Raw genomic sequence first — 22,466 nt, forward strand, 5'->3', positions numbered from 1 at the left:
CCGGCGTATCTGCGCCATGAGTTGTACGAAGAAGGTACTCGGTATGATATCGCCGGCCCGTTCCGCCGAGTGAGTGGCCGCCTGGACCGGACCGACTTCTCGCCCTCGTACAGCACGCAAAGAAAAGGGCATGCCGGGATTCATCCCTGACATGCCCTGCGCCTTCAGAGATCGGTAACACGTTCCGGGTCTGCCGAGGCGAGCGCGATTTCGCGATTGGCCTTGGGTGGGTAGATCCAGATCGTGTTGATCTCCTGCTTGGTCTTCTTTGCCGTTTCTCCGGCCATCTCGACCATACAGTCCCAGCCACGCGTGAAGACCGCACCTGCCGCGCCCAGATCCAGACAGGTCACATAGGCTTCCTGGTGATAGGGTGACGTGCTCACGCCGAGCAACTCAGCCGCTGCGTTGTTGCCGGCGAATGCGCCCATCCGGGTCGCGTGCTGGCACGACATCAGGGCGTCGTGGCCGATGTCGTCGCAGGCAGCCTTTGCAGCATCGCCCGTAGCGAAGACGCCGGGAACGCCATGGACTCGCAGCTCGCGGTCGACCGGGAGACGTCCGAGTCTGTCGAGTTCGGCTGGAATCTGCGCTGTCAACGGTGCCGCTCGCATCCCGGCCGCCCAGATCACGGTGGCGCTTTCGATGTGCTCGCCATCGCTGAGCGTAACCCCGCTCTCGTCCAGCGCCGCGACGCCGACGCCGAGACGGGTTTCTATTCCGAGATCGCGCAAAGCAGCTTCAATGATCGGGCGAGGATCGGATCCCATTTCGGGTGCCACCGTTCCATTGCGTTCGACGATCACAACACGGATCGCAGCGTCCATGCCAAGGATGGCGCGCAGACGCTCGGGCATTTCCGTCGCCACCTCGATACCGGTGAAGCCTCCGCCCGCGACAACCACCGTGTTGCGCGTCGCCGATGCGGGACGATCGGCCAGGCGGTGAAGGTGCCGATCGAGCGCAACGGCTTGGTCGTACTGGTCGACGCTGAAACCATGCTTCGAAAGGCCTGGGATGTCCGGACGGAACAGCCTGCTTCCTGTGGCCACCACCAGGCGGTCATATGTGATGGTGGAGCGCGCGCCATCGGCGCCGAGAATTTCGGCGGTGCGGACAGAAGTGTCGATGGTTTCAACATTGCCCTGCAGATAGACAACATCGATCGCCTTGAAGACTTCGTCCAGAGGCGCTGTGAGGGTCTCCGGATTCGGTTCATACAGGCGCGGACGGATCACCAGACGAGGCTCCGGCGCGACGAGCGCGATTTCGAGTTCGTCGGACGGGACGCCTTCGGCGTCACGCAACCGCGCCGCGGAAAGCGCCGCATACATGCCGGCGAAGCCGGCGCCGATGATGAGAAGTCGTTGTCGCATGGTCGTCCTCCGTTGAGTGCTGATGAAGGCAGCTCTGCGCAAGGTTTGCCGCCCTGTTGGCGACCCCATTTGGCGCCGCAACGACGATGCGCTGCCGGAACCGGCGTCGATACCATGCGATCAGACAGGTTCCTGTCGCCGATCGTTGAGGAAGGCCAAGCCCTCGCATGAGATGGCTGTGATCGTCTTCCCTCCAGGCGAGAGACTCACTTGCCGCGCAAGGGCACGAATTGATGCAATGCAGGCGCGTCACTTCGGCACATCATACGGAAGATCACGCCAGCCTGACGATCGGCGACAGCGACATAGCCGATCGCACGATGTCTGCGCCAGGCCGACGTCTCCATTCTTGCTTCAACGCACCGGGAACCCGCAGGCCCTTTCGTACCGGGCATGTCACCCGATCGATTCCGGGAGGGATCGAAATGGAATAGGGCCGCAGCTCTTCAAACGGGGTAGCAGCTACTACCGACAGGAGTCGTTATGCGACACAGAATGAAGGAGCAGCTTCTCGGGGTCTCCGTCACGGCTGGCTTGCTCATCATCCTGTCGTTCGGGTGGCTCTACGCAGGGCGCTTCGAGGAAGAGACCGACAACGCCTATCTGCGGGCCGATATCACATCCATCGCGCCAAAGGTGTCCGGATACGTCGTCGGTGTCGACGTCGCCGACAACGAAACCGTCGAGGCGGGCGACATTCTCTTCCGCATCGACGACAAAGACTACCGGACACGCCTGGCACGGGCAGAGGCAGATGTCGCTTCCGCTCATGCGTCCCTCCTGAACATGGAAGCCGAGAGAGATCTTCAGGAATCGACGATCGCCCAGAGCGAGGCTCAACTCGACGCCGCGCGGGCCTCGCAAAAATTCTTCGCCCGCGAATTCGAACGATATCGTTCGCTGGTTCGGACGAATGTCGTCAGCCGGGCTCAGCTGGAGCAAAGAGAGGCTGCCAGCACGCAGGCAGATGCCGCCGTTGGGGCGGCGAGAGCCGCTGTCGAGGTGCAACGCAAGAAGTTGAATGTTCTCGCCGCCCAAAGAGAAGCTGCGGAAGCGGCGCTTTCGCAAGCCGAAGCCTCTCGGGCTCTGGCTCAGATCGACCTCGATAATACGATTGTAAAAGCTCCCGTCAGCGGCGTTGTCGGCAATCGTCAAGTGCGGGTTGGCCGGCTTGTGACTGCGGGAATGCCGCTGCTCGATCTCGTGCCAATCCCCCACATCTGGGTTGTCGCCAATTTCAAGGAGAGCCAACTGGAGCATGTTCGGGTCGGTCAGCCAGTGCGCGTCACGGTCGATGCCTATCCACACGCAGAAGTCCGAGGCGTCGTCGACAGTCTTTCGCCGGGAAGCGGTGCCGCATTCAGCCTGATTCCTCCCGATAGCGCGACGGGTAACTTCGTCCGCGTTGTGCAGCGCGTGCCCGTCAATATCAGGTTGACGAGTGTTGTCCCGCAGCTACGCCTGGTTCCCGGCTTGTCCGCACGTGTGACGATCGATACCGCCGGAGTGGAGGAATAGTCATGAACCTTGCGGCATTTCCACTTGTCGTAGGCATTCTCCTCGCCGCGCTTACCGAAGCGGTAGCAGGTACGGTTCTGGCGACGGCGCGGTTCGACATGATCGGCGACATCTACGCAACTACGGACGAGTTCTCGAGGCTGGATGTTGTCTATGCGGCGGCCAAACTGACGGGTTTTGTCCTGAGCCCGTGGCTTTTGGGCAAGGTATGTGCACGGACATGCTTGCGTGCCGCGACAGGCGCCATGACACTCGCCTGCGGCGCGGCCGCGCTGACTTTCGATCTGGATATTCTCGTCGGTTTGCGACTGCTGCAGGGAGCGGCGGGGGGAGTGCTGCTCGTCAGCGGACAGACCATGCTGTTTCAGACATTTCCCCGCTCCAGTCAGCCTGTCGTCCAGTGCTTCTTTGCCATGGGAGCGGTCGTCGCGCCAGCAACGCTCGCCCCTTACATGGAAGGTTGGCTCGTCGACAGCCTGGCATGGACATGGATATTCCTGAGCATAGTGCCCATCGGTCTTGCTGCTTTGGTGCTTCTTGTCCTGGCTCAACCGGGAGCCGGTGTGCACGCGAAGGCAGGCAGACCCGATTGGCCGGGACTTTTGCTGTTTTCCATCGCTGCATATTGTCTGACTTACGTCCTTAGCCAGGGCAGCCGCTGGCAATGGCTGGAAGAGCTTTCGATTCTGCGGCTGATGCTTGGCGGCACCGTTTCCCTGACGCTGTTCATGGTCTATCAGCTTCGCGCCGGACGCACTGACGCGCTCCTCGACCTTTCGATTTTCCGGTTCAGTGGATTTGCCTTCGGCTTTGTCGCAAGCATTGCCGCGGGCATCGCCCTGGCCGGGAGCACCTACCTCATCCAATCTTTCGTCGTCACCATCCTCGGCATGACGCTGACCGCAGCTGGCAGGTTGCTCCTTCCTGGAGCGCTCGCATTTATCGGCACGCTTCTCCTGACCGCCCTACTGGTTCAGCGGCACGGAATTAAGCCTATCGCTACAGTGCCTCTCGGTATCATTGGCCTCATGGTGGCGATGTGGATGCTGTCCGGTTCTACCGGCGAAAGCGGCTTCCCGGATTTGATGCCGGCGGTTCTGTTGCGCGGCCTCGCGCTTGGCTTCCTCTTTCTGTCGATCACGCTGATCACGCTGCTTGATCTTCCTGGACGGAAAATTGCTTACGGAGTCGCGCTCTTCAACGTCGGCCGCCAGACAGGCGGGCTCTTCGGTGTGGCTTTTCTCGAAACACTGATCGACCACCAGACGGCGCTTAACCGGTCTGTTCTGACCGCACATATCGTTCCCGGCCGCGTAGCTGTAACGGAGCGTCTTGCAGCATTGACCGATGGTCTTGCTGCGCATGGAGTCGAGCTCGACACCGCCTCCAGAGCCGCCGTTCAGATACTCGCCAGAGAGCTCACCATGCAGGCGAGCGTCATCGCTTTCGACACGGCTTTCTTTGCCGTTGCGCTGTTCTTCGTCGGCGCGGCGCCTGTACTGGTGACGGTGAAAATCGTGCTGGGACGCATTTCCGGCCGCGAAGAAAAGAAGATGGTCGGAACCCCGCAACAGGTCAGGTCGGCCTGACGATCGGCGATTGAAACCTCGCCGGTCGCACAATACTGGCGTCGAATAAATCCCGTCATCCTTGGTTCCAGCCGAGATCCACCGGCCTTCCGGCGTCGGTGCGGTCCCGTAGTGCGATGAAAGTCTGGCAACTCGGAGATCAGGAACAATGGAAAACCTGAAGGGAAAGGTCGCCGTAGTCACCGGCGGCAATAGCGGAATCGGCAAGGCAACGGCGCGGCTGTTTGCCGAGCGGGGCGCACAGGTCGTCATCACGGGTCGCCGGCGGGACGCAGTACAGACCGCCGCAGCGGAGATCGGGTATGGCGTCATAGGACTGACCGGTGATGTCGCGGAACTGGACCATCACGCACGCCTGGTAGAGGAAATCCGGCGACGCTTTGGTGGCCTCGACATTTTCGTGGCCAATGCTGGCGTCATCAGCCTCGCGGCAACCCCCGATGTAACGGTCGCCGACTACGATCGGCAGTTTGCGGTCAATACACGAGGTACCTTCTTCGGCGTACAGGCGCTGCTGCCGCTCTTGCGCGACGGCGGCAGCATCGTGCTGGTGGGCTCTCTTGCAGCCACGAAAGTCCTCGAAAACCACGCCGTCTATGCCGGAACGAAGGCGGCGCTCGCAGCCTTCGCTCGCAACTGGGCGCTCGAGCTGAAAGCACGGCGTATCCGCGTGAATGTTCTCAGTCCGGGACCAGTGGATACGCCAGTCGTGACCAAGTTGGGCGTGTCCGACGCGGACAGACCCGCCTTTCTGGAGGCTATGGGCGAGAAGATTCCTGCCGGCCGCTTCGGCGACGTCAGGGAGCTCGCGCGTGCCGCGCTGTTTCTGGTGTCGGACGAGAGCAGCTTCGTCAATGGAACAGAGCTGCATGTCGATGGCGGGATGTCGTTGACCTGAGCTGCCACGCACGTGGCTCGACGAGCCGGCCAAGCAATCCACACCGCCTATTTCAAACCGAAGGATAACGACAATGGAAACCGATCCTCCCTTAAGTCCTACCGCATCCCGCCGCGACGTCATGTTGGGCGCCGCATCCGCTGCCATAGCCGCGGGACTATCTGCTGCTGCCTTGGCTCAAACAACATCGGCAAAGGCAATCTCCTTCTCAACTCCAACCAACGGAAAGCAGATCATGAATACAATCACCACAAAGGACGGCATCGAAATCTTCTACAAGGACTGGGGTTCGGGACAGCCGATCGTATTTCACCACGGTTGGCCGCTGAGTTCCGACGACTGGGACGCACAGATGCTCTATTTCGTCAAGCGGGGTTATCGCGTCATCGCTCATGACCGGCGCGGCCACGGCCGTTCGAGCCAGGTCGGCGACGGCCACGACATGGATCATTATGCGGCCGATGCGGCGGCCGTTGTCGAGCATCTCGACCTTCGCAACGCAATTCACATCGGTCATTCCACCGGCGGCGGCGAAGCCGCGCGCTACGTCGCTCGCCACGGACGGGGACGCGTCGCCAAGCTGGTTCTCATCGGGGCAGTGCCGCCGATCATGGTGAAGACGTCCGCGAATCCGGGTGGTCTGCCGATCGAGGTGTTTGATGGCTTGCGTGAGCAGCTTGCCGCCAACCGCGCCCAATTCTATCTCGATTTCGCAAGCGGGCCTTTCTACGGCTTCAACCGGCCGGGCGCAAAGGCGTCACAGGGCATTATCGAGAACTGGTGGCGTCAGGGCATGATGGGCGGCGTCAAGGCGCACTACGACGGGATCAAGGCCTTTTCCGAGACCGATTTCACGGAGGACCTCAAGGCAATCGATGTGCCTGTTCTCGTCATGCACGGAGATGACGATCAAATCGTGCCAATCGCCGACTCCGCACCGCTCTCGGCAAAGCTGCTGAAAAAGGCTGAGCTCAAGGTGTATGAAAAGCTCCCCCATGGCATGTGCACGACCCACGCCGACCTGATCAATTCCGACCTTCTCGACTTCATCAAGGCGTAATCGCAGGAACTTCGGTGAGTGGAAGGGCGGGCAACTTGCCCGCCCTGTTCGCGACAAGTGCGTCGCCACCGCGTGTTGCGGATCGATGAGCGTCGACATCGTTGAAAGCCGAGACGCCTCGGAACCAACCTTCTACTCGATGTCTCTTTCAGTATCTTTCACTACAACACAAACAGACCGAGGCCCTCAACCACTTCGCGCTTTGTGGTCTCGGTACGGCTCCGGGCCCTTTCGGTCCCGCTGCGTATCACGTCGAGCACGTACGGCAGGTCTTTGGCCAACTCTTCGCGGTGTGTCCGGATTGGCCCGATGAGCGCCTGCAGAATTTCGTCGAGACGCCGTTTGATCTTGCCGTCTCCCAATCCGCCTTGCCGATACTGAGCCTTCAGCTCCTCGAGAGTGATGAGGTCCTCGTCGAAAGCGTCGAGGAAGGCAAAGACGACGTTACCCTCCACCTGTCCCGGATCTTCTATCCTCAGATGGTTGGGATCGGTAAACATCGCCCTTACCGCTGTCGAGATGACCTCGGGCGGAGCAGAGAGTGAGATGGCGTTGCCCGCCGATTTGGACATTTTGGCTTTGCCGTCGATCCCCGGCAGCCGCCCGGTTTTCGGAATGATTGCCTGTGCTTCCAGCAGGATCGTCTTGCCCGCCGTAGCATTGATGCGGCGCACTATTTCGTTGGTCTGTTCAATCAACGGAGCCTGGTCCTCGCCCACCGGCACCACCGTTGCCTTGAAGGCTGTGATATCCGCTGCTTGCGCCGCAGGATAACAAAGGAAGCCTGCCGGAATGTCGCGCCCAAAGCCACGTGCCCTGATTTCGTCCTTGATCGTCGGATTGCGTTCTAGGCGGGAGACTGTCACGAAGTTCAGATAGAGCATCGAGAGCTCGGCCAGGGCCGGGAGGCCCGATTGCAGACAGATCGTCGTCTTCTCGGGATCGATCCCTGTTGCAAGATAGTCCAGAGCGACTTCGGTTACGTTGCGACGCACCTTGCCTGGATCATGGGCATTGTCGGTGAGGGCCTGCGTGTCGGCCAGGAGCAGAAACTGCTCGTGGCTCTCCTGAAACCGAAGCCGATTGCGCAACGATCCCGCGAAGTGGCCTATGTGCAGGGGACCGGTGGTGCGGTCGCCGGTCAGAATTACAGGTCTGGTCATGGGGTATCATCCTCTCGAGGTGAGGGAGACGCCGCATGGAGGGATCATTAAAAAAGGCCGCTCAATACGGCGGCCCTGAAGATGCAAAGAAACGTCCGGCCGCGTTGTCAGCAGGCCAGCCACCAGAAATTGGCGATGTTCGTTTCCGTTTTCATGGGCAACTCCGTATGCCCACCGGGGGAGCAAGTCAACGGGAAGTTGCGCAGGCGTCGCTTTGGACAGAAAGCGGCCCCTCCGCTCGTCTTCACCTATCATCAAGCATCGCTGCGCCCATCCGACATGTGGCGGTGCATGGCATCATCGCAAGATCGACTCACAACCTGGAGTGCTCGCGATGGGGCCAGATCAATTGCTTGTCCGGATGATCGACACTTTCTGCCGTCAGCGCGCCGCGACGGGACTTTCAGATGATGAGGTCGATGACCTCTGCAGGTACTGCCAACGGCTGATCGAAGAGCGTCAGCTTCCACCAAGAACGGGAACGAAGTTCGATTGGCAGTCGATAGCGTTTGCTACCGGGATCGATCCCGAAAGGTTCAGGGCGGTGGCTAAAAGCCTCACCTACGGCTTCGATGCACTCGCGCGCGAAATCCCGAGGCTGCCGGAGAGGGAATTCCTGCCTCCACAAATGCCCGAAGCGGATTCCGCCGCACCAGCCGCAAAGCGAACATCCAAACGGGTTGAGAAGGTGCCGGAGGTAGGTCCGAGGAAACGAGCGCCGCGGCGGCAAATCAGCAGGACGAGGCAAAGGAAGGATGGATCTCGTAAGCCCGGGCCAATTCCAAGACCCGTCGTGGAGTTTCCCGAAGCTCAACCGGGAGACTGGGAGGATCTGGTGGAATTCCACGCCGCGCTGCAGCTTCACATGCGAAGGCACGGCGACAGCGCCTGGCACCTGCACAAGGCGATCGCGAAGCCCAGGGATGCCTTCGACAGAAGAACCATCCTGGCATGGGCGCGAGGAGAAAACCTTCCCGCAAATGTCGACAGCCTCGAAATGCTGCGGCGGATCGAGCATCGCTACCGTCTGCCCGCGGGCTATTTTCAGGCGAAACTGCAGGGCCGGAAACGCTCTGTCTCCGGACACCGGCGCCTGCCGGATATCTCGGCGTCGGAACGCAGGCGCATGGCCTGGCATCTGCCTACCGACTTCGACCGCCGCCCCGAGGAGGAACGCAACGAGATCCTCGATTGGGTAAGGCGGGTGATCATCACGGGAACGACGGACTATCGCCGCTACCAGGCGGCGATGTGCAAGCAGCGGTTCTCCGTCCAGTTCACGGGGCTGGATAACACGAAGGCCCGCCGTCGCCGCCCTGCGAGCGAAGGTGCCACCGGGTTCGTAACGCCAGTCGAAGCCCCTGCTCAACTCAGGCAGGAGATGGCCGATCTCATGGGCTTCAAGACGGCCACCCTGACGGCAATCGGCTTCCAGAGACAGGGGCAATGGGGTGAGGAGACGGCGTCCCAGAAACTTGAGCACCTCGGTCTGATGCTTGGTGCGCTCACAGCCACGCCCGACAGCGAAGTCAGAGGATACGGCATCGCGCTCGAGAATCTGACACTGGGCCTTCTGGTCTTTCCGGCGGTGTGGGACTGGTACCTCCGATGGAGAGAGCGCCGCCGCGGCTTCTTCACCAACTGGGAGGTCGACATGCTTCGGACGGCCTTGGCGCTCACCCGGAAGGACACGGGCTGGGTCCGGCAGACGCCGCGTCTCGCAGAGATGTTGAATCCCATCGAGGGGCTCGTGTCGGCAGAGGACATTGCAGAGACACGGGCGGACTGGAACGCAGCCTGCGACAGGCTGCACAGCTTTGCCACGGCACGCGCGTAGGAGATCGAGCGTGTGTCACGCGTCCACCGCGATCCGTTCGAGCCCATCCTTCCGATCCTGGAGGCGGAAAGCCCTCTTGCCGAGTACCGGAAGATCACCGAAGAAATCCTCCGCTATATGCCCGACGAGCGACGGTATCCCATTGCGGCATCCGAGGCCGTTCGTTCGTTCCTGATGCTGAGGATCGGGCTGCACTCCGGTCTCCGTCAGAAGAACCTGCGCCAGCTTCTCATCTGCGGCCGAGACGAGGTGCCCTTGTCGGAACGGCGTCTGACAGAACTCAAGCGGGGTCAACTCCGTTGGAACAACCGCTCTTCGGGATGGGAGCTCTTCATTCCGTCCGCCGCCTTCAAGAACGCGAACTCATCCTACTTCGGGAGCAAACCGTTCCAGCTCGTGCTTCCGGATCTCGGCGGCCTTTATGAGGCGATAGATGCCTATGTCAGCCGGCACCGGCCACGACTGCTCCGCCAGGCATCCGATCCGGGAACCTTCTTCGTGAAGACCGTGAAGACCACCTCGGCGAACGCAGCCTACAATCAGACGACCTTCTACGAAGCGTGGCGGCTCGCGATCCAGCGATACGGCATCTACAACCCCTATACCGGACGAGGCGCTATTGAAGGCCTGCTGCCCCATGGTCCGCATAACGTCCGGGACGTACTCGCAACTCATATCCTGAAGAAGACCGGCTCCTACGAGCAGGCGAGCTACGCCATTCAGGACACACCCGACATGGTGGCGAAGCACTACGGCCGGTTCCTGCCGCACGACAAGGCGGCGCTCGCGGCGCAGGTCCTCAACAAGGTATGGGAGGCTTCGTAGGCATGCAGGGCAACGGTGACCTTTTCAGCCCATCAGAAGCGCTAACTCTTTGATATTGCGGCGTTTGCCCCAAAATCAGCGAAAAGCCGGAATTTCTGGGGCAAAGTCTTTGCTTTCAACAGGTTAGCCAAAAAGGGCAATGATCCGTCTACGTCACGCCAGCAACTAGCAACGCCAACTTCGAGACGGCGTTGTTGCTGCCAGCCAACACTTCCACAAGAAAGCAGCAATCAGCGCTTCGCTGAAGCCGCGGAATTGCGGGTGTTATGTTGCTGAAAGAACCTTGACTCGGGATATCGTCCGCGCCTTTGTTCTTGTTATGTTCTCGGCGTCGCCGTAGCCTTCTCCGCACCGCAAAAGGAGGACGGGCATGGTTATCGTGGTTGCACGTGAAGGTGTTCTGCAAACCCGCTATCTGAACGAAGAGATCGAGCGGCTGAAAGCGCTCTGCCTCGACCTCGAATGGCTCCGAGCCGGTGTGTTGCCGTCGATCGAGGACCTCGAAGACGCACCTCTTCTCGACAATTACGAAATCACCTTGCGGGACGTACCCGCTCTCAAGGGAAGGGTCGTTGCGCACCCGGTTATCGGCACGGCGACTGCTCTCACATCTGAGCTGCGCGTGATGGCTCCTGATCTAGGCTGGGCGCGCACAATGTCTCGCTTCTACAGGCTTGGCTCTCCCCGCGATACGATCACGAGGATGTTCTCCTGACATGGGAGTCCTTGCCACACAAAAATATTCTTGTGTGGCAAGGATTGGCGCAGAGCTACTGAAGTTGGGAGGCCGAGCTGAGGCATGTTTCAGATTTGATGTCCCCGGCGCGCCATTGGCCCTTTGCTTGAAATAGCGTTCTCGTGCAAGGCGACCGAATGCTTCGAGCTTTATGCGGGTCAGGCCTTCAATTTACGGATTTCGATATTTCGTCCGGTTGAGGACACGGTGATTTCAAAATGATCCGTCTGCGCAATACCGGCAATGTTGCGCGGCCGATGCGCGACGACATTGACGCCTGTGCGCCGTCGCGGGCTGTCGTAAAGAATGCCTGCGCCGCCGGACGCGCGAACCGCCTCGCCGAATTTCTGTGCCTCGGCATAGCTATCGCTTGCGTAGAGATCAGGGCGGACTGATTGTTGCCCCCTGATGTCGAGATACTCGCCTTGAAGCGTTGCCGTGTAGGCGCGGTAAATCCGGGTCATTCCCGGCACGCCGCGGGCAACCGCTTCGCGGCGCAGATGATGCCCGACTTCCGCGGCCGCGGTGCGGATATCACCGGCGGCATACCATGCGCCGAGATCCGGGCCGTTGAACCGCATGCCGCCGGGGGCGGCATGAAGAAAGGCGGCCATGACCACACTCGCATTCGGCACGCCATAGACCCATTCGTCCTTGGGTAGACGATCGATGCGTTCGGCGACAAGCCGGTCATTGGTCCAGCCGGCAAGTTCCATCACGGCTTCGAGGTCGGCCGCCGTCGCAACCGTGTCGAACAGTCCGACGGGCGGAAATCGCGAAGGGATCAGCCGATGCGAGGGCTGCGGCGCGGCAGCGTACGCATCCGTCACTGGAAACCGAGCTCATCGTCGGTATAGGGCTCGAACGCTTCGTCGATACTGCCCGGCGGCATGTAGAGCCCGCCGCGGGCACCGTCGAGAAAACGGCGCACGCTCAGCAATCCATCCTGAGAGCCGCTTGTGAGGAGATCGAGCGGTGGTCTGCCGCCGAACGGAAGGGCGCCATGCGACGTCGTCAGCCACTCGACGCCGGAACGCTCATCGGGAAAAAGAATGCCGAGCGCCTGGTGGATGCCCAGAACCGCCGAAATCCGCAACAGCACATCCACATCGAGCGTGATGGCCTCGTGCTCGCGCACCCGCTTGCACCAGTTGTGATAGGTGGATCGGGCCGGAAGGCCCAGGACCAGAAGGCGCTGTTCTTCTGTCAGGCCCCAGAGGTCCGCGATAGTCAGGAAGGTCCGCAGAGCGGGCGCGCTGAGACGGCGGCGGTTGGCCGGTGCGAACCGGGACACGTCGAGTCGCTGAAGGCCATCTCCTTCCCTAACGGGCCGCTTCTTCTGATTAGCCATCTTCGCCTCCATTCCAAATATAGATATAGTCCATATCTGGACAAACTACAACAATGCTGAACGGCACACCGGGTTCGCGCCCGCCTCCGTTTCGAGCCTGTGCCCGCAGACTTGAAAGAGAGGTGGCAAAATGCCACCTTTGGTGCGGAGGTTCCACATGGCCCAATCCATCAAGCTTGCCGACGACATCATGAAGATCGTGCGGCGCGAATCCGAACTGCAGAGCCGATCGGTCTCGGGACAGGTTGCACATTGGGTGCGTATAGGTCGCGCGATCGAGAAGTCGGGTAATTTCGATTACGCCCGGATAACGGCAGCCCTTTCGGGGGAAATCGGGACTGTGGATCTCACCTGCGAGGAAAAGGACGTCTGGCTCGACAGCTTCGTCGAGAAAATGGGGCAGCCCGGATCCGATGAGGAGGCCTGGTTTGCCCGGCGACGGCAGCTTGGCCTCGGTGTCGGTCTGGATACCAACGGCAACTTCGTGCGCGAGAAGACCGCAGGCGAGACTTGAAACCGACAATGATTGTCCTTGCCGGGCCGAACGGCGCCGGCAAGTCTACGCTCTATGCGACCCGCGTCGCTCCCGGCTTCGCGGGTCCGTTCATCAATGCCGACATCATCCAGCGCAACGAACTACGCGATCCTTCGCCAGAGGCGTCCTATGAAGCAGCGCGCATCGCCTCCTCGCGCCGTGCGGAGTTTGTCATCCAGCGGCGGGATTTCGTCACCGAAACCGTCTTCTCGCACCCCTCCAAGCTTGAACTGATCGGCGAAGCCCGCGCCAACGGATTTACCGTCATCGTGATGCATGTTGGGGTCGAGACGGCCGAACTCTCCGTGGCCCGTGTCGAAGCGAGAGTCGAAGAAGGCGGGCATATCGTGCCGGTGGACAAGATCCACGCGCGGTATAACCGCAGCGCGCCGCTCATCCGTGATGCTGTTCTCCAGGCCGACCGCGGGATGGTATTTGACAATTCCCGCCTCAACCTGCCGCCGCGCCACTGCCTGACATTCGCGAACGGGCGATTGGTGTTCGCCTTGCCACGCTTGCCGACGTGGGTCAGATCAACTTACGACTCAGACCTCATAGTCTAGGATGCTTGTTGCCGGGACTTGCAGTCGAAGCGACGCCCATCATACCCGGAAACATAGATATGCCGTCCGGTAACCCGGTTCCAACGCACAGTGCGATCGGACAGGTCGCTCTGATCAGGTGAGGTCGGAGTTTATCAGCCCAACTAGTCTAGGGTTGGGGCAAGTTCAGGCTGCTTGTGATCCCACTTTGCGGACAATATTCACTCGGTGGCACGATTCCGAAAATCCAGAGAAATCAGGGGGTTGGCCGTATTGAGTCAGACGAACTTGAAAACCAGCCCATCCGAGTCACGTTAAGCTGGTGAAACGAGTCACGGGCTCCCAAAAAAGTTCAACGAATTCAATGCCGGGCTGAGTCACTCTCAACCTGCGCGCGCATGCCGGCGCCGGTCAATCCGGCAACGGGATGTGCTCATCCCGGTCATCGATCGGGAGATCGAAGCGTCCCTTGCCCCAGTCTGCGGCGCGCCATTCGGCTTTCGCTTCTTCGAGGCGCTCCTGTGAGGAGGCGACGAAGTTCCACCAGACATAGCGCGGGCCTTCGAGCGTTGCGCCGCCGAGGATCATCAACCGCGCGCCTCTGCCGCTGGCTGCGACCGTGATCCGGTCGCCGGGACGGAAGACCATCATCTGGCCCGCGTCGAATTCCTGTCCGGCAATCGAGATTAATCCCTCGACGATATAGATGCCCCGGTCTTCATGGTCGTCCGGCATCGGCAGCCGGCTTCCGGCGTCGAGCAGCACGTCGGCGTAGAATGTTTCGGAGAACATCTTTGCGGGGCCGGTTTCACCATAGGCCGTGCCGAGGATGAGACGGATTGAAACACCATGATCCTCGATTACCGGCAACGTCTCCTTGCCATGATGCTCGAACATCGGTGCCACATCCTCAAACCGGTCCGGCAGCGCCAGCCAGGTCTGAATGCCGAAGAGACCGTTCGGGCCTTTGCGGGCAGCTTCCGATGTGCGCTCGGAATGGGTGACGCCGCGCCCGGCGACCATCCAGTTCAACTCGCCTGGGCGGATGATCTGGTCGGCGCCGGTGCTGTCGCGGTGATGGAAGTCGCCGCGATAGAGATAAGTGACGGTGCCGAGACCGATATGCGGGTGCGGCCGCACGTCAATGCCTTGTCCGGCAAGAAGCTCGGCCGGGCCGGCCTGGTCGAAGAAGATGAAGGGGCCCACCATCTGCCGCTTCGGCGCGGGCAGGGCGCGGCGAACCTCGAAACCGCCGAGGTCGCGAGCGCGCGGAATGATGAGCGTTTCGATTGCGTCGACGGCCACCTGATCGGGGCAGCCAGGGGCGAGGGCGGGGTTCCAGCTCATGCACGTCATCCTTTCTGGGCTTCCGGAGGCTTTGGCCTTGCCGGTACGAGTGCCCAGACTGGCGGGGAGCCGTCCGCTTAACTAGCCCTGGGATACGTCAAGCTGTGTCGCGGGAAGTGGAACGTGGAGCCTGGTGGCCTGACGCGAAGCGGAGGCCGAACGCAGTTCCTCGATGAGGCCCGGTCTCAGTCTTCCCGGCCCCAGATGTCCGGGTTGCTTGCGAAGTAGTCGATCAGCATTTCGGTAAGCACCCGGACTTTCCGTGCGGGGTGCTGCCCCGGCGGCCTGACGACATATGTGCCTGCCGAAGGCACGGGATGCCGCATCATCACCGGAACGAGCGCACCGGACGCCACATAGTCGTGTGTGACGCAATCCGGGAGCCAGGCGATGCCCAGTCCTGCGGCTGCGGCGGCGGCAAGTACCGTTGCATTGTCGGCCTTGAACCTCCCTTGCGGCTGAACCGTGACGATCTTGTCGCCATCCATGAACTGCCAGGTCTCCATGCCCTGCATGAGCGCCTGATGATCGGCGATCTGTTCCAGCTTCTCGGGTGCGCCATGCGCCTTGATGTAATCGGGGCTTGCAACGAGCTTTCCAGAGATCGGTCCGACGCGCTTCGCGACAAGATTGGAATCCTGGAGATAACCGACGCGGATCGCGCAGTCGAAGCCTTCGGCGATCAGGTCGACGAAGCGATCGCTGTAGGAGGTATGAATATGGAGCTGCGGGTTACGAAGCGCCATTTCCGCCAGCACGGGGGCGAAGTGTGTGGGCCCGAGAGACAGCGGTATGGCGACTCTCAGCCGGCCGGACAGGGCACCGGCGGGAAGGAGCGTATCCCGCGCAGTGTCAATCTCGGCGGTGGCTCGGGCCGCATGGTCCCTGAATGTGAGCCCAGCCTCGGTGAGTGCGGCGCCGCGGGTCGTGCGCGCGAGAAGCTGGACGCCAAGTTCCGCCTCGATCCGAAAAAGCCGCCGGCTCACGATCGACTTGGAGACGCTGAGGCGGCGCGCTGCGGCCGATATGCCCCCCGCATCGGCAACCGCAACGAATGTCTGCAGATCTTCGATATCCAACTCTGTGTTCCTCGTTTCGCGACACAGCTTGCCCGACTATGGCACTACCGCGTCGGAGAAAGGAACAGCAAAGTGCGTTCAGGCACCGTCGTCCGCTGGCGCATGTCACCTCCCTGAACCCATTGCCCCCCATAGCGGCACAGAAAGGAACTCCAATGACTTTTCGCAACGGTCTGGATTCGCTTCTTCGTCCCGAAGACTCGGTCCTCGTGCTGATCGACCATCAGCCCTATCAGCTCGCAAACCTGAACAGCCATGATCCGCATATGGTGGTCAACAATTCTGCAGGGCTGGCGAAGGCCGCAAAGGTCTTTGGCGTTCCCACCATCCTGACGAGCGTGGTCGCGGATCGCGGCGGTCATATCTTTCCGCAGATCACCCAAGTGTTCCCCGATCAGGAAGTGATCGACCGCACCTTCATCAACACCTGGGAAGATCCGAACGTGGTGGATGTGGTCAAGGCGACCGGTCGCAAGCAGCTGATCATCGCAGGTCTTTGGACCGAAGTCTGTGTCGCCATGCCGGCGATACAGGCTGCCGGCGAAGGCTGGGATGTGACAGTGGTCACGGATGCATCGGGCGCCGTTTCGGTGGAGGCACACGAGATCGCCATCCAGCGCATGATCGCAGCCGGGGTCAACATGATTACGTGGATGGCGCTGGCCGCGGAATGGCAGCGCGACTGGGCACGGGCCGAAACCGCCTTCGCGCTGAATGATGTTGTCATTCAGCATGGCGCGGGTAGCGGCATTGCCTTCCTCTGGGAGCAGCAGCTTCTCAACACGCCGCTTTCACGCGCCGCAGACTGATCTGAGCGAGGATGACGAGGCAACCCGGAACGGTTCAGGCCTCGTCATCCTTGGCGCCACCCATACCTTTTCAAGCGGGGCGGACGGATTGCGAGAAAGCTGCCCGGAAAGGCTGCCTTCGTCGTATCATCTCAAGCATCATTGTCCGATACCGCATCTGAATATTCCGGCATGGTGATTGGCGGAACGACGCGGACCCCGGTTCCGTGAAACAGGGAGAACAGGCGGCGATTGTGCAACCCGTGTATGGTCGTCGCGAGTTTCGTCGAGACAATCAACACAGGAGTTTGGGTCATGCCGAAAGGATCGGACCTTCTGGTCGCCGCGCTTGAAAATGAAGGCGTGGATCGCATCTTCGGCGTGCCGGGTGAAGAGAACCTCGATCTGCTGGAGTCGTTGAGAACCTCCGGCATCGAACTTGTCCTGAGCCGTCATGAGCAGGCCGCGGCCTTCATGGCGGCCACGCATGGGCGGCTTACCGGCAGGCCCGGCGTCTGCCTCGCCACGCTGGGTCCCGGCGCGCTGAACTTCTCGACCGGCGCGGCCTATGCGCATCTTGGTGCCATGCCGATGATTCTCATCACCGGGCAGAAGGCGGTCATGAGCGCCAAGCAAGCCCGTTTCCAGATCGTCGATATCGTCGCCTCGATGAAGCCGCTGACCAAGATGACGCGCCAGATCGTCAGTGCAGCGGCGATCCCATCTACGGTGCGCGATGCGTTTCGCATCGCGACGGAAGAGCGGCCGGGGCCGGTGCATCTCGAGCTTCCCGAGGATGTCGCGGGCGCGGAGGTGGACAATGTCTCCCTCATTCCGCCTCATGCGCTGGAGCGCCCCGTGGCCCATGCCGCCGCGCTCGACAGGGTGGCGGAGGCGATCCTCGCTGCAAAGCGCCCGCTGGTCATGATTGGCGCGGCCGGCAACCGGCCGTCGCTGGTGGAGCCGCTGTCGACTTTCGTGACCCGCACGCGATTGCCCTTTTTCAATACGCAGATGGGCAAGGGCGCGGTTACCGGTGGCTCCAACCTCTATATGGGGACCGCCGCGCTCTCGGAGGGCGACTATGTGCACGAGGCCGTCGCGCGCGCTGACCTGATCGTCGCGATCGGCCACGATACGATCGAAAAGCCACCCTTCCTGATGCAGAGTGCCGGCGGGTCCAAGGTCATCCATGTCGGCTATCAGTCCGCCAGCGTCGAACAGGTCTACCACCCGGATATCGAGCTGATCGGCGATATCGGGGCTTCCGTCGAGGCGCTCGGCGCGCGGCTCGAAGGCCGGCTGTCCGCAGATGCGGGGATGCTGGAACTGCGCCAGAAGATTCTGGCCCGCATAAACGACCGCGCCGAGGAAGACCGCTTCCCGCCGACGCCGCAGCGCATCGTCCATGATGTCCGCGAGGTCATGCCGGAAGACGGCATCGTCTGCCTCGACAACGGCATGTACAAGATCTGGTTCGCCCGCAACTACCGCACCCATGTCGCCAACACGCTGCTGCTCGACAATGCACTTGCCACGATGGGAGCTGGCCTGCCCTCGGCGATGATGGCGGCAATGCTCCACCCCGAGAGACGTGTCATGGCGGTCTGCGGCGATGGCGGCTTCATGATGAACTCGCAGGAGATGGAAACGGCGGTGCGGCTTGGACTGAACCTCGTGGTGGTCGTCCTGAACGACAGCGCCTATGGCATGATCCGTTGGAAGCAGGCGGTGGACGGTTTCCCGGATTTCGGCATGAGCTTCGGCAACCCCGATTTCGTGCGCTATGCCGAGGCCTATGGCGCAAAAGGCTCCCGGGTGAGCGCGGTCGAGGATCTCGTGCCGACGCTCGAGGCCGCATTCGCCAGGGGCGGGGTTCATCTCGTTGACGTGCCCATCGACTATTCCGAGAACACGCGTGTGCTGGTCGACGAGTTGCGCAACCGGGCGCCGGATGTAGAGTGTGCCTAGTTCCGGCATAGGGAGAGAGGCGATGCTGACAGTTGTGCAAGCCTTCGACCGCGCGCCGATCGCAGAGATCGCGACCGACGATGCCGCTGCGCTGGAGCGCAAGTTGCGAGCCGCCGAAAAGGTCTTCAGGGATCGCGATGGCTGGCTGAAGCCTCACCAGCGCATCACGATCCTCCGCAAGCTGGCCGCATTGATGCAAGACAAGCGCGATCATCTCGCCTTGCAGATCGCGCGCGAGGGTGGCAAGCCGCTTCCAGATGCCATTATCGAGACGAACCGCGCCATCGACGGTGTCCAGAATGCCGCCGACGAGTTGCGCAATTTCGCCGGCCGGGAAATTCCCATGGGGCTATCGGCGGCGGCGGAGAACCGTTGGGCTTTCACGACCAAGGAGCCCATCGGCATCGTCGCGGCGATCTCCGCTTTCAACCATCCGCTGAACCTGATCGTCCATCAGGTCGCGCCGGCCATCGCGGTCGGCTGCCCGGTGATCGTGAAGCCGGCGAGCACGACGCCGCTGTCCTGCCTCGACTTCGTGGCGCTTGTACGGGAAGCCGGTCTGCCCGAGCCGTGGTGTCAGACCTTCATCACAGAAGACAACTCACTCGCCGAAAAGCTGGCGACCGACGAGCGTGTCGCTTTCCTCAGTTTCATCGGCTCTGCCCGGGTCGGCTGGTACCTGCATTCCAGGCTTGCCCCCGGCACGCGCTCGGCGTTGGAGCATGGCGGCGCCGCGCCGGCGATCGTCGACCGCAGCGCCGACCTCGGCAAGGTCATCGAACCCATCGTCAAGGGCGGTTACTACCATGCCGGGCAGGTCTGCGTTTCGACGCAGCGCATCTTCGTCCACGACGACGTCGCCGAAGAGTTCACGCAGATGCTCGTCGCCCGCGTCAAGAAACTACGCACCGCCGACCCTACGCTGAAAGATACCGAGGTCGGTCCGTTGATCCTGCCGCGCGAGGCGGACCGGGTCGCGCAGTGGATCAAGGAAGCTGTCGGGGGAGGAGCCACCCTCGCGACCGGCGGCCAACGCCTGTCCGAGACGACGCTGCAGCCGGCGGTACTGCTTGACCCCCCAGCCGATGCGAAGATATCGACGCTGGAGGTCTTCGGCCCCCTTGTCGCGGTCTATCGCTATGTCGAGCTCGACGAGGCCATTCGCCAGGCCAATTCCCTGCCGACCGCCTTCCAGGCCAGCGTCTTCGCACAGGACATAGACGTGGCAATGCGCGCCGCAAATCGTCTCGACGCCTCGGCTGTGATGGTCAACGATCCCACCGCCTTCCGAACCGACTGGATGCCCTTCGCCGGCCGCAGGGAATCCGGATACGGCACCGGCGGCATTCCCTACACCATGCGCGACATGACGCAGGAAAAGATGATCCTGATGCGCAAGAGCTGACGCCGACGCCTTGTCGGATATCTCTGATTCAGGCCTGATCGGCTCAACATCTCCGCGCGTCGGGGCAACATACTGGAAAGGCAAGTCGATGGCTGAAGCGGGCCTGGTGCATACGATCGGACCGGCGGTCCTGTTGATGGGAGCGGCCGTTGTTGCCGTACCCCTGTTTCAACGGCTCGGCCTCGGCTCGGTCCTTGGTTATTTCGCGGCGGGCCTCCTCGTCGGGCCGTCGGTGCTGGGGCTCATCACCGATACGCAGTCCATCCTGCATTTTTCGGAGCTCGGGGTCGTCATGTTCCTGTTCGTGATCGGACTGGAATTGCGCCCCCGCAAGCTGTGGGCGATGCGCGGACAGATATTCGGCCTGGGCCTTGTGCAGGTCGCCGCTGCAACGACAGCCCTCGCTCTGGCGGGGGCCCTCGTCTTCGGCCTGCCCGGTCCGGTTGCCTTCGTCGCCGGTGCGGGTTTTGTCCTCTCCTCGACGGCGGTCATCATGTCGATGCTTCAGGACAGGGGCGAGATCGCCAGCAGCGAAGGCCAGAAGTCGGTCTCTATCCTGCTTTTCGAGGATCTGATGATCGTGCCGCTGCTCGCGGTGGTCGCCTTCCTGTCGCCACTCGCGACCGGGGATGCGGGGTGGACACATATCATGGTGGCTCTGGCCTCGCTGCTCGCGCTCCTTGCGGTGTCATACTGGGGCCTGAACCCGTTCTTCGCCCTGCTGGCGCGGACCAGGACGCGAGAGGTGCTCACCGCCGGCGCGCTGCTGGTTGTTCTCGGCGCGGCGCTGCTGATGGAGGCCGCCGGCCTGTCGATGGCAATGGGTGCATTCCTCGCTGGCGTGATGCTTTCGAGTTCAAGCTATCGCCACCAGATCGAGAGCGATATCGAGCCGTTTCGCGGTCTCCTCATGGGGCTGTTCTTCCTCGCTGTCGGTATGTCGCTCGACCTTTCCATCGTCGCGGCTGAGCCGTTGTTCCTGGTGTCCGTGTTGTTTGCGTTCACGCTTGCCAAGGGAGTGGTGGTCTACACGGTCGCGCGCCTGTTCGGCGGTTCAAACCACCAGGCTCTGCACCGGACTTCCATGTTTCTGCAAGGCGGCGAGTTTGCCTTTGTGCTCTATGCCGCTGCGGCGGCAAGCGGTGTGATCGATGCGCGGGAAAATTCTCTGTTCACGACCGTTGTCATCCTCTCCATGGCCTTGACGCCTCTCCTGATAATCGCGACGGACCGGCTGCTGCGCAGCGAAGCGTCGATGGACGGGATCGACATTGCCGAGGATCTGAAAGGGCGGATATTTGTCATCGGCTTCGGCCGCTTCGGCCAGATTGCGTCGCAGCTCCTGCTATCGAGAGGTGTCAGCCTTTCCGTCATCGACAGAGACCCCGACCGGATCCGCGATGCGGCACGATTTGGGTTCAAGGTCTTCTTCGGCGACGGCACACGGCTCGATACGCTGCGCCACTCGGGTGCGGCCACAGCCGACGCGATCATGATTTGTGTAGATGATCCGAAAGCGGCATTGCAGATCGTGGAACTCGCCCAACACGAATTTCCGCAGGCCAGATTGCTGGTGCGAAGCTATGACCGTGGACATGCCGTTGAGCTGATCCGCGCGGGCGTCGATTATCAGATCCGCGAGACCGTTGAATCCGCCTACCTCATGGGAGCGGAAGGACTTCGTGCGCTGGGTTTTTCCGAACTCGAAGTCGAAGAGGCCGCTGCCGACATCCGCCAGCGGGATGTCGAGCGTCTGTCCGAGCAAGTGCAGGGAGACATCATGTCGGGTCGCGATCGGATACATACCCAGCTCATTCCGGAACCGCTCGGCAATATGCCAGCCTCCAGGCAGCAGTAGATCGGCCGCTCGAGAAGTTGTTTTCTACTCGGGCAAGACCGCTGTGAAACTGATCTCGACAAGTTGTCCGGGAAGCGCAAGGCCCGATATCGCCACGATGGTGCTTGCGCATGCTGGCCGGTCGGTGGCGTAGGCCGCCTTGCGCACCTTCCCGGAAATGGCGAAGGCCGCAGCCATGTCTGTCACGAATATCGTCTCTTCGACGACATGATCGAGTGTGGCTCCCAGTTTCGCGAGAATCTTGGAAGCATTTTCGTAGGTTATGCGCATCTGAAGTTCCATGTTCGAGGAATCCAGAATCTCGCCGTTGGAATTAACCGGGGCAGCTCCGATGAAGTTGCCGGTCTCGTCATGACTGAGTTGGCCGGATACGTAGATCGTGCGCCCGGCCTGAACGGCTTGCGCGTATCCGAATGCCTCTTCCCAGGGTGCGCCGTGATAGGCGGGCTTCTTTTCGATAGATCCGGCTGCTTTCGTCATCCAATCACCTCTCTGTGAAGAGGCGACGGTAGGATGAAGGCGTGCAGCGGAACAATTATACTGTAGGTTGGAATGGGTGCCCCATCAGATAAGGGAAAGTTCCAGAGA

Annotated in this window: 20 protein-coding genes; 13 read left to right on the forward strand and 7 right to left on the reverse strand. The window is 61.3% G+C overall.

What is annotated here, in order from left to right:
• Nucleotides 1-164: 164 nt before the first annotated feature.
• Entirely contained in the window at nt 165-1,376 is a 1,212-nt protein-coding gene (locus PLAV_RS11970) for an NAD(P)/FAD-dependent oxidoreductase (RefSeq protein WP_012111278.1), read from the reverse strand.
• Nucleotides 1,377-1,871: 495 nt separating this feature from the next.
• Here PLAV_RS11970 and PLAV_RS11975 point away from each other — a divergent pair, with 495 nt between their 5' ends.
• From PLAV_RS11975 to PLAV_RS11990, 4 genes are all read left to right on the forward strand, one after another.
• Complete coding sequence (locus PLAV_RS11975; RefSeq protein WP_245545140.1) at nt 1,872-2,894, forward strand: HlyD family secretion protein; 1,023 nt, start codon at nt 1,872-1,874, stop codon at nt 2,892-2,894.
• A 2-nt stretch (nt 2,895-2,896) separates the two neighbouring features.
• On the forward strand, nt 2,897-4,483 hold the full coding sequence (locus tag PLAV_RS11980) for an MFS transporter (protein WP_012111280.1): 1,587 nt from the start codon (nt 2,897-2,899) through the stop codon (nt 4,481-4,483).
• A 148-nt stretch (nt 4,484-4,631) separates the two neighbouring features.
• A complete protein-coding gene (locus tag PLAV_RS11985; protein ID WP_012111281.1) occupies nt 4,632-5,381 on the forward strand; it encodes an SDR family NAD(P)-dependent oxidoreductase in 750 nt (249 codons plus the stop codon).
• Between the two features lie 235 nt (nt 5,382-5,616).
• On the forward strand, nt 5,617-6,441 hold the full coding sequence (locus PLAV_RS11990) for an alpha/beta fold hydrolase (RefSeq protein WP_041535987.1): 825 nt from the start codon (nt 5,617-5,619) through the stop codon (nt 6,439-6,441).
• A 161-nt stretch (nt 6,442-6,602) separates the two neighbouring features.
• On the opposite strand, the gene trpS is transcribed toward PLAV_RS11990, so the two are convergent.
• The gene (trpS, locus tag PLAV_RS11995) at nt 6,603-7,604 is read right to left on the reverse strand and encodes a tryptophan--tRNA ligase (RefSeq protein WP_012111283.1); all 1,002 of its coding nucleotides are present in this window, start codon (nt 7,602-7,604) and stop codon (nt 6,603-6,605) included.
• An 835-nt stretch (nt 7,605-8,439) separates the two neighbouring features.
• Here trpS and PLAV_RS20030 point away from each other — a divergent pair.
• The 3 genes from PLAV_RS20030 to PLAV_RS12005 all read left to right on the forward strand — a co-directional run bounded on the left by PLAV_RS20030 (nt 8,440) and on the right by PLAV_RS12005 (nt 10,981).
• On the forward strand, nt 8,440-9,441 hold the full coding sequence (locus tag PLAV_RS20030; RefSeq protein ID WP_342612874.1) for a hypothetical protein: 1,002 nt from the start codon (nt 8,440-8,442) through the stop codon (nt 9,439-9,441).
• Nucleotides 9,442-9,453: 12 nt separating this feature from the next.
• The gene (locus tag PLAV_RS20035; RefSeq protein ID WP_342612875.1) at nt 9,454-10,266 is read left to right on the forward strand and encodes a hypothetical protein; all 813 of its coding nucleotides are present in this window, start codon (nt 9,454-9,456) and stop codon (nt 10,264-10,266) included.
• A gap of 370 nt (nt 10,267-10,636) precedes the next feature.
• Nucleotides 10,637-10,981: a DUF6634 family protein gene (locus PLAV_RS12005; protein WP_012111284.1), complete on the forward strand. Its 345-nt coding sequence runs from the start codon at nt 10,637-10,639 to the stop codon at nt 10,979-10,981.
• A gap of 179 nt (nt 10,982-11,160) precedes the next feature.
• On the opposite strand, the gene PLAV_RS12010 is transcribed toward PLAV_RS12005, so the two are convergent.
• Together PLAV_RS12010 and PLAV_RS12015 are read right to left on the reverse strand one after the other, a co-directional pair.
• Nucleotides 11,161-11,832, reverse strand: a complete 672-nt coding sequence (locus tag PLAV_RS12010) for an RES family NAD+ phosphorylase (RefSeq protein WP_012111285.1) — start codon at nt 11,830-11,832, stop codon at nt 11,161-11,163.
• Nucleotides 11,829-12,353: an MbcA/ParS/Xre antitoxin family protein gene (locus tag PLAV_RS12015; RefSeq protein ID WP_012111286.1), complete on the reverse strand. Its 525-nt coding sequence runs from the start codon at nt 12,351-12,353 to the stop codon at nt 11,829-11,831. The genes PLAV_RS12010 and PLAV_RS12015 overlap by 4 nt, the downstream gene beginning before the upstream one ends.
• 157 nt (nt 12,354-12,510) lie before the next feature.
• On the opposite strand from PLAV_RS12015, the gene PLAV_RS12020 reads away from it, so the two are divergent.
• Entirely contained in the window at nt 12,511-12,867 is a 357-nt protein-coding gene (locus PLAV_RS12020; protein ID WP_041535988.1) for a ParD-like family protein, read from the forward strand.
• Between the two features lie 8 nt (nt 12,868-12,875).
• Entirely contained in the window at nt 12,876-13,451 is a 576-nt protein-coding gene (locus PLAV_RS12025) for an ATPase (protein WP_012111288.1), read from the forward strand.
• Nucleotides 13,452-13,841: 390 nt separating this feature from the next.
• Here PLAV_RS12025 and PLAV_RS12030 read toward each other — a convergent pair whose 3' ends face one another.
• Nucleotides 13,842-14,777, reverse strand: coding sequence for a pirin family protein (locus PLAV_RS12030; RefSeq protein ID WP_012111289.1), 936 nt, complete (start codon nt 14,775-14,777; stop codon nt 13,842-13,844).
• Between the two features lie 185 nt (nt 14,778-14,962).
• A complete protein-coding gene (locus PLAV_RS12035; RefSeq protein WP_012111290.1) occupies nt 14,963-15,856 on the reverse strand; it encodes a LysR family transcriptional regulator in 894 nt (297 codons plus the stop codon).
• A gap of 155 nt (nt 15,857-16,011) precedes the next feature.
• On the opposite strand from PLAV_RS12035, the gene PLAV_RS12040 reads away from it, so the two are divergent.
• The 4 genes from PLAV_RS12040 to PLAV_RS12055 all read left to right on the forward strand — a co-directional run bounded on the left by PLAV_RS12040 (nt 16,012) and on the right by PLAV_RS12055 (nt 21,878).
• The gene (locus PLAV_RS12040; RefSeq protein WP_012111291.1) at nt 16,012-16,665 is read left to right on the forward strand and encodes a hydrolase; all 654 of its coding nucleotides are present in this window, start codon (nt 16,012-16,014) and stop codon (nt 16,663-16,665) included.
• Nucleotides 16,666-16,959: 294 nt separating this feature from the next.
• Nucleotides 16,960-18,615 carry an acetolactate synthase large subunit gene (locus tag PLAV_RS12045; protein ID WP_012111292.1) on the forward strand — a complete coding sequence of 552 codons (1,656 nt, stop codon included), beginning with the start codon at nt 16,960-16,962 and terminating at the stop codon, nt 18,613-18,615.
• Nucleotides 18,616-18,637: 22 nt separating this feature from the next.
• The gene (locus tag PLAV_RS12050) at nt 18,638-20,020 is read left to right on the forward strand and encodes an aldehyde dehydrogenase family protein (RefSeq protein ID WP_012111294.1); all 1,383 of its coding nucleotides are present in this window, start codon (nt 18,638-18,640) and stop codon (nt 20,018-20,020) included.
• Nucleotides 20,021-20,108: 88 nt separating this feature from the next.
• Nucleotides 20,109-21,878: a monovalent cation:proton antiporter-2 (CPA2) family protein gene (locus PLAV_RS12055; protein ID WP_012111295.1), complete on the forward strand. Its 1,770-nt coding sequence runs from the start codon at nt 20,109-20,111 to the stop codon at nt 21,876-21,878.
• A gap of 24 nt (nt 21,879-21,902) precedes the next feature.
• Here the strand turns inward: PLAV_RS12055 and PLAV_RS12060 are convergent, their stop codons facing one another.
• Complete coding sequence (locus PLAV_RS12060; RefSeq protein WP_012111296.1) at nt 21,903-22,358, reverse strand: RidA family protein; 456 nt, start codon at nt 22,356-22,358, stop codon at nt 21,903-21,905.
• Nucleotides 22,359-22,466: the final 108 nt, after the last annotated feature.

The organism is Parvibaculum lavamentivorans DS-1, assembly GCF_000017565.1.
GTDB lineage: Bacteria > Pseudomonadota > Alphaproteobacteria > Parvibaculales > Parvibaculaceae > Parvibaculum > Parvibaculum lavamentivorans.